Origin of the sequence: Streptomyces durbertensis (assembly GCF_014156695.1) — a bacterium.
Classification (GTDB): Bacteria; Actinomycetota; Actinomycetes; order Streptomycetales; family Streptomycetaceae; genus Streptomyces; species Streptomyces durbertensis.
On sequence record NZ_WMLF01000267.1, the window covers coordinates 1 to 7,337 of the forward strand.

The 7,337-nt window shown below is 75.8% G+C and carries 7 protein-coding genes; all 7 read right to left on the minus strand.

What is annotated here, in order from left to right; all coding sequences use genetic code 11:
- Nucleotides 1-137: 137 nt before the first annotated feature.
- Complete coding sequence (recN, locus tag GL263_RS17415) at nucleotides 138-1,883, minus strand: DNA repair protein RecN (RefSeq protein ID WP_182856649.1); 1,746 nt, start codon at nucleotides 1,881-1,883, stop codon at nucleotides 138-140.
- A gap of 105 nt (nucleotides 1,884-1,988) precedes the next feature.
- Nucleotides 1,989-2,924 carry an NAD kinase gene (locus GL263_RS17420; protein WP_182856650.1) on the minus strand — a complete coding sequence of 312 codons (936 nt, stop codon included), beginning with the start codon at nucleotides 2,922-2,924 and terminating at the stop codon, nucleotides 1,989-1,991.
- Nucleotides 2,921-3,742 carry a TlyA family RNA methyltransferase gene (locus tag GL263_RS17425; RefSeq protein WP_182856651.1) on the minus strand — a complete coding sequence of 274 codons (822 nt, stop codon included), beginning with the start codon at nucleotides 3,740-3,742 and terminating at the stop codon, nucleotides 2,921-2,923. Before GL263_RS17425 ends, GL263_RS17420 begins: the two co-directional genes overlap by 4 nt.
- Nucleotides 3,743-3,749: 7 nt before the next feature.
- On the minus strand, nucleotides 3,750-4,091 hold the full coding sequence (locus GL263_RS28455) for a hypothetical protein (RefSeq protein ID WP_438947973.1): 342 nt from the start codon (nucleotides 4,089-4,091) through the stop codon (nucleotides 3,750-3,752).
- Nucleotides 4,092-4,110: 19 nt separating this feature from the next.
- Entirely contained in the window at nucleotides 4,111-4,950 is an 840-nt protein-coding gene (locus GL263_RS17435) for an ABC transporter ATP-binding protein (protein WP_182856652.1), read from the minus strand.
- A gap of 102 nt (nucleotides 4,951-5,052) precedes the next feature.
- Nucleotides 5,053-6,126 carry a FecCD family ABC transporter permease gene (locus GL263_RS17440; protein WP_228456586.1) on the minus strand — a complete coding sequence of 358 codons (1,074 nt, stop codon included), beginning with the start codon at nucleotides 6,124-6,126 and terminating at the stop codon, nucleotides 5,053-5,055.
- Complete coding sequence (locus tag GL263_RS17445) at nucleotides 6,123-7,199, minus strand: FecCD family ABC transporter permease (protein WP_323379447.1); 1,077 nt, start codon at nucleotides 7,197-7,199, stop codon at nucleotides 6,123-6,125. The genes GL263_RS17440 and GL263_RS17445 overlap by 4 nt, the downstream gene beginning before the upstream one ends.
- Between the last annotated feature and the right edge of the window lie 138 nt (nucleotides 7,200-7,337).

Genomic DNA, 7,337 nt, shown 5'->3' on the forward strand with positions numbered 1-7,337 from the left:
GGGCGGGGCCGAGGGGGCGGCCCCGACGCCAAGGATGCCAGCCCACTGTGACAACTCCACAAACCCACAGGTCACTCCCGGCCACGCCCTGGGCCGTGCGAGTGGCCGCCCGCCCCGGCCGCCGGGGCGCCGTCCGCTCAGCGGTCGGCGCGGGCGGTCGCCAGCAGCTCCTCCGCGTGGGCCCGGGCGAGTTCGGAGTCCTCCTGGCCGGCGAGCATCCGGGACAGCTCGCGCACCCGGGCCTCGCCCTCCAGCGCCTGGACCCCGCTGCGGGTGACCGAGCCGTCGTTGGTCTTCTCCACCAGCAGGTGCCGGTCGGCGAACGCGGCGACCTGCGGCAGATGGGTGACGACAACAACCTGGGCGCCGCGCGCGAGCCGGGCGAGCCGCCGCCCGACCTCCACCGCCGCCTTGCCGCCCACGCCGGCGTCCACCTCGTCGAACAGATAGGTCGGCACCGGGTCCGAACCGGCGAACACCACCTCAACGGCGAGCATCACCCGGGAGAGCTCACCGCCGGAGGCGCCCTTGCTGATGGGCCGGGGCCGGGCGCCGGGGTGCGGGGCGAGCAGCAGTTCCACCTCGTCGGTGCCGTGCGGGCCGTAGGCGACGGTGCGGCCGTCGACGGGCAGCCCGTCGGGGTCGTCGCTCCGGCGGACGTCGACGGTGATCCGGGCGTGCGGCATGGCCAGTTCGGCGAGTTCGGCGGTGACCGCCTCGGCGAAGCGCTCGGCGGCGGCGGTCCGGGCGGCGGTCAGCCGCCGGGCCAGGTCGGCCAGTTCCCGGGTCAGCCGGTCGCGGTGCTCGGTGAGTTCGGTGATGCGGGTGTCGTCGCCGTCCAGTTCGGTGAGCCGGGCGGCGGACCGCTGCGCCCAGTCCAGTACGGCCTTCAGGTCCTCGCCGTACTTGCGGGTGAGCTGGGCGAGGACAGCCCGGCGCTCCTCGACGGCGGCCAGCCGCAGTGGGTCGGAGTCGAGGTCGTCGGCGTAGCCGGCCAACTCGCCGGCGACGTCGGTGAGGAGGATGTGCACCTCGCCGAGGCGGTCGGCGAGCTGTGCCAGCACCGGGTCGTGGGCGCGCACCGCCTCCAGGGCCCGGTGGGCGCCGGCGACCAGGGTGCCGGCGTCGACGCTCTCCGGGTCGGCGGGGTCGCCCGCGAGCGCGCCGTGGGCCGCGGTCGCGGCGGCGGCCAGCGCCTCGGCGTGGCCGAGCCGGTCCGCCTCGGCGGCGAGCTCGACGTCCTCGCCCGGGCGGGGCTCGGCGGCGCCGATCTCCTCCAGTCCGAAGCGCAGCAGGTCGGCCTCCTGCGCACGTTCGCGGGCGCGGGTGGTCAGCTCGGTCAGTTCCTCGCCGACCCGCCGCAGCTGCCGGTAGGTCTTCTCGTAGGCGGCCAGGGGCCGGGCGACGGCGTCCCCGGCGTACCGGTCGAGCGCCTGGCGCTGCCGGGCCGGCCGCAGCAGACCCTGTTGGTCCGTCTGGCCGTGCACGGCGACGAGGTCGGAGCTGAGTTCGGCGAGCAGTCCGACGGGCACCGAGCGGCCGCCCGCGTGCGCCCGGGACCGGCCCTCCGCCGAGACCGTGCGGCTGACGAGCAGCGCCGCCCCCTCGTCCAGCTCCGCGCCCGCGTCGACGGCCCGGCGCGCGGCGGGCCCGTCCGCGTCGAGGGTGAAACGGCCCTCCACGAGGGCGGTCGCGGCCCCGACCCGGACCAGCGCCGGGTCGGCACGTCCGCCCAGCAGCAGGCCGAGGCTGGTGACGACCATGGTCTTGCCGGCGCCCGTCTCACCGGTCACCGCGGTGAAACCGGGGGACAGCTCGATGGCGGCGTCGTCGATCACACCGAGGGCCTGGATCCGCATCTCCTCCAACACGGATACGACCATACGAGGTTCCGACCCCGCCCCGCGACGCGCCCCGCGAACCGCGCCCCCGGCGCGTCGGCGGGCCGCCGGACCCGGAGCGCGCGGCGCTGCTCGGGCGTGCCGGGTTCAGGCGTGTCGGCCGCCGCGCCAGCCGACGACGGGCAGCGCGAACTTCGCGACGAGCCGGTCGGTGAAGGGCGCCTGGTGGAGCCGGGCGAGCCGCACCGGCACCGCGCCGCGCCGCACCTCCACCCGCGCGCCGGCCGGCAGCTCGATCGTGCGCCGCCCGTCGCACCACAGCACGCCGTGCGGCGTCTGCGGCTGCACCTCGACGGCGAGGACCGAGGAGGGGGCGGTGACCATCGGCTTGGCGAACAGCGCGTGCGCGCTGATCGGGACCATCAGCAGCGCCTCCACCTCCGGCCACACCACGGGGCCGCCCGCCGAGAACGCGTACGCGGTCGAACCGGTGGGCGTCGCGCACACCACGCCGTCGCAGCCGAACCGGGTGACCGGGCGGCCGTCGACCTCGGTGACGACCTCCAGCATCCGCTCGCGGGACGCCTTCTCCACCGACGCCTCGTTCAACGCCCAGTCGGTGTGGCAGGGTTCGGCATCCGGGCCGCCGTTGCGCACGGTGACGTCCAGCGTCATGCGCTCCTCGACCTCGTAGTCCCGGGTGGCGACCCGGTGCACGACCTGGTCGAGGTCGTCGCGTTCGGCCTCGGCGAGGAAGCCGACCGTGCCGAGGTTGACGCCCAGCATCGGCACCCCCGAGGCGCGGGCGAACTCCGCGCCGCGCAGCAGGGTGCCGTCGCCGCCGAGCACCACCAGCAGCTCGCAGCCGGCCAGCAGGTCGGAGCCGGGGGTGACGATCTCGACGGCGCCCGTGGTGCCGGTCGTGCGGGGCAGCGGGAGGTCCCGCGCCTCCTCCTCCAACACCCTTACGCCGATGCCCCGTTGGAGCAGTCCGAGCACCACCAGCTCGGCGCTGCGGACGGCCGCGGGCCGGCCGGTGTGGGCGAGCAGGAAAACGGTGCGTCGGTGTGTCTTTGTTGTCACTGGGGCCCCTCCGCCACGGCACGTTCGACGTCCGCCGGGTCGAGGTCAGGCGCCCCGGCGCGCAGCCACAGGAAGTACTCGACGTTGCCCGACGGGCCCGGCAGCGGGCTCGCGGTCACGCCGAGGACGCCGAGGCCGAGCGCCGCCGCCTGTTCGGCGACGCCCCGGACCGCCTCGGCCCGCAGCTGCCCACTCCGTACAACGCCGCCGCTGCCCAGTCGTTCCCTGCCGACCTCGAACTGCGGCTTGACCATCAGCACCAGGTCGGCGTCGGGCGCGCAGCAACGCACCAGAGCGGGCAGTACGAGGCCGAGGGGAATGAACGACAGGTCGCCCACGACCAGGTCCACGGGCTCGCCGTCGATCATCTCAAGCGTCAACTCCCGCACGTTGGTACGGTCCTTGACGACAACGCGTTCATCGCTCCGCAGCGACCAGGCCAGCTGGCCGTAGCCGACGTCGGCGGCGACGACCCGCGCGGCGCCCGCGCGCAGCAGCACGTCGGTGAAGCCGCCGGTGGAGGCGCCGGCGTCCAGCGCGCGGCGGCCGGCCACCCGCAGCCCGAGCGGGGTGAAGACGGCCAGCGCGCCGGCCAGTTTGTGGCCGCCCCGGGAGACGTAGTCCGGGTCGCCGTCGTCGTCCTGGACGACGATGGCGGCGCCGGTGGCGACCTGCGTCGCCGGCTTGACCGCGAGGGCGCCGCCGACGCTCACGCGGCCGGCGGCGATCAGCTGGCTGGCGTGCTCACGCGAGCGCGCCAGCTTGCGGCGCACCAGCTCTGCGTCGAGCCTGGCGCGCCGGGTACGAGATGCGGCCACCTGTCGTTCAGCTCCCGGGTTCGTGCTGGTCGAGGGCGGTCAGCGTGGAACGCAGACCGCGGTGCACATCTTCGTACACCTCGACGTGGGCGCTGACGGCGAGGTGGTCGGCGTCGGCCAGCCGGGCGAGCGCGGCGTCGATCTCCTGATGGCCGGTCGGCCGGACGGCGACGCCGAGCGGACGCGGGCCCTCCGACTCGGCGGGTGCCGCCTCCCGCCCGTCCTCCGGTGCCGCCGCGTCCGCCGGCGGCCGGTCCGGCTCCCCCGCCGACTCCCCGGACGGCCCACCGGTGTCCCGCGGTGCCTCGTCGGGCGTCGCGGCGTCGTGCGTGGCGTGCGTGGCATGCATGGCGTGCATGGTCCCGACGCTACACGGCGGCCCGCCTCCGGGCCGCCGGGACGACCAGCGGTGTCCCGGTCTCGGGGTCCTCGATCACCCGGCAGGGCAGTCGGAAGACCTCCTCCACCAGCGCGGCGGTGACCACCTCCGCCGGCGGGCCCTGGGCGACGATCCGGCCGTCCCGCATGGCGACGAGGTGGGTGGCGTACCGCGCCGCCTGGTTGAGGTCGTGCAGGACGGCGACAAGCGTGCGGCCCCGCTCCTCGTGCAGGTGGGCGCACAGGTCGAGCACGTCGTACTGGTGCTGCACGTCGAGGAAGGTCGTCGGCTCGTCGAGCAGCAGCAGCGGGGTCTCCTGGGCGAGCGCCATGGCGATCCACACCCGCTGCCGCTGGCCGCCCGACAGCTCGTCGACGAACCGGTCGGCCAGCTCGGCCACGGAGGTGGCGGCCATCGACTCCGCCACGACCCGCTCGTCCTCCGGCGACCACTGGCGCAGCAGCCCCTGGTGCGGGTGCCGGCCCCGCGCGACCAGCTCGGCGACGGTGATGCCGTCGGGCGCGGTGGACGACTGCGGCAGCAGCCCGAGTGTCCTGGCCACCCGTCGGGCGGGTTGCCCGCGGATGTCGTCGCCATCGAGCACCACGTGCCCGGCGGTCGGCGGCAGCATGCGGGACAGCGCCCGCAGCAGGGTGGACTTGCCGCAGGCGTTGGGGCCGACGACCACGGTGAACGAGCCGTCGGGCACGGCGACGTCCAGCCCGTCGACGACCGTGCGGCCGTCGTAGGACAGGGTCAGCGCCTCGCCGCGCAGGCGGGCGCTGCCCGCGGCGGTGCCGCCGCGAGCGGCGTCCACACTGGTGGCCATGGGATGTTCCTCTCGACGTGCGTTCTGCGTTCGGCGGTTCGGCGGGGCGGCGGTTCGGCGGAATGGCACGACGCGGCCCGGTGCCGGCGCGTGCGGGTCGGGTCACAGGCGTCCGGCGCGGCGTTCACGGGCGAGCAGCCAGACGAGGTAGCCGCCGCCCAGCAGTCCGGTGACCACGCCGACGGGCAGCAGATGCCCGGGGAAGGCCCGCTGGGCGAGCCAGTCGGCGGCGAGCAGCAGCGCGGCGCCGGTCCACAGCGACGGCAGCAGGTGCGGCCCGCTCGCCCGGGTGAGGCGCCTGGCGAGCTGCGGAGCGGTGAGCGCGACGAAGGCCACCGGGCCGGCCGCGGCGGCCGCGAACGCCGCCAGCAGGACCGCCGCGACAAGCAACGCCAGCCGTACCCGCTCCACCGGGACGCCGAGCGCGTACGCCGCGTCGTCACCCAGCTCCATCATCCGCAGCCCGCGCCCGCAGCCGAGGACCACCAGCGGCAGCAGGGCGCACAGCACCGCCAGCAGCGGCAGCGCGCTGTCCCAGCCCCGGCCGTCCAGGCTGCCGGTCAGCCACAGGACGGCACGTCCGGCGTCGGCCATGTCGGCCCGGGTGAGCAGGTAGCCGTTGACGCCGGTGAGGATCGCGGCGACCCCGATGCCCACCAGGATCAGCCGCTGCCCGTGCGCGCCGCCGCGCCAGGCGAGCAGGTAGATCACCGCGCCGGTGAGGATCCCGCCCAGCGCCGCGCCGGTCGCCAGCGCCATACTGCCGCCGCCGACGAGCACGATGGCGGCCAGCGCGCCGGTCGCGGCGCCCTGGGTGAAGCCGAGCACGTCGGGACTGCCGAGCGGGTTGCGCACCAGCGCCTGGAAGACCGCGCCGGACAGCCCCAGCGCGGCGCCCACCAGCAGCCCGGTCACCGCGCGCGGCAGGCGCACCTCGTTCACGATGAAGGCGTCCGCCGCGTGCCCGCCGCCGGCCAGCACCTCGACCACCTCGGCCGGGGAGAGCGGGTACTCGCCACTGCCCACGAGCAGGACCAGCAGCGCGCCGGTGAGCAGCGCCAGGCCGGTGCTCACCAGCAGCGACCGGCGGTGGAACCGCAGCGACAGCCCGCGCCGGCGCAGTACCGACAGACCGGCGGAGCCCTTGGCGGCCCGCTCCGCGGAGAAGGACGTCATGCGCGCACCATCCTTCGCCGACGCACGAAGGAGAGGAACAGCGGCCCGCCGAGCACCGCGGTCACGATGCCCACCTGCAGTTCGCCGGGACGCGCCACCACCCGGCCCAGCACGTCCGCGCCGAGGAGCAGCACGGGCGCCAGGACCGCGCAGTACGGCAGCTGCCACCGCAGGTCGGGGCCGGTCAGGGAGCGCACAAGGTGCGGCACGATCAGCCCGACGAACACCAGCGGTCCGCAGGCCGCCGTGGCCGCCCCGCACAGCAGCGTGACCGCGACGATCGCGGCGGCCCGGACGGCGGCCGGTCGGGCGCCGAGCGCCCGCGCCGAGTCCTCGCCGAGCTGCATCGCGTTCAGCGCCCTGCCGAGACCGAGCGCGAGCACCACCCCGACCAGTACAAACGGCGCCAACCGGCCGACGGTCGCGGCCTCGGCGCCGGCGAGCGACCCGACGGCCCAGAAGCGCATCCGGTCAAGCGCGGCGGTGTCCAGCAGCATCACGGCGTTGACGTAGCTGATGAGTGCCGCGTTGATGGCGGTACCGGCCAGCGCGAGGCGCGCCGGGGTCGCGCCGCGTCCCCCGCCGACCGCGTACACCAGCACCGAGACGGCGGCGGCGCCCGCGAAGGCGAACCACACGTACCCGGTGAATCCGGCGACACCGAGGAAGGCCATGGCGGAGACGACGGCCGCGGAGGCGCCCGCGTTGACGCCGAGCAGCCCGGGGTCGGCCAGCGGGTTGCGGGTGACGGCCTGCATCAGGCCGCCCGCCAGCCCGAGTGCCGTCCCGGCGAGGAGACCCAGCCAGGTGCGGGGCAGTCGCATCTCGCGGACCACCGTGTGGGCCGGTGAGCCGGTGTCGACCAGCCCGGACCAGACCTCGGCGAGCGTCAACGGGCGTGCGCCGACGGCAAGACTCAGCGCCAGGGTGAGGGCGAGCAGGACCAGGGACGCGAGCAGCCCGGCCGCTCGGAGGGCGTGCCGGCGCCGGCCTGACGGCTGGCCGGCCGGCTCGCGCCCGCTCGGCGGGCACGGCGAAGTCCCCTGCTCGGGCGGGGTTCTGACAGGGAGCACGACTGACTTCCGGTGGATGGGCGGTACCGGGGGCTCACCCCGGAGATCACAGAGAACGTAGGTTAGCCTAACCTCACTGTCGCGAGGTGCGGAGGCCCGGACCCGGGCCCCGCCTCGCCCTGCCCGCAACCCCCTTGC

Excerpts from the sequence above, each read along its gene's own strand:
- recN (WP_182856649.1), bottom strand. The coding sequence starts at position 1,883 with ATGGTCGTATCCGTGTTGGAGGAGATGCGGATCCAGGCCCTCGGTGTG.
- GL263_RS28455 (WP_438947973.1), bottom strand. The coding sequence starts at position 4,091 with ATGCATGCCACGCACGCCACGCACGACGCCGCGACGCCCGACGAGGCA.
- GL263_RS17435 (WP_182856652.1), bottom strand. The coding sequence starts at position 4,950 with ATGGCCACCAGTGTGGACGCCGCTCGCGGCGGCACCGCCGCGGGCAGC.
- GL263_RS17440 (WP_228456586.1), bottom strand. The coding sequence starts at position 6,126 with ATGACGTCCTTCTCCGCGGAGCGGGCCGCCAAGGGCTCCGCCGGTCTG.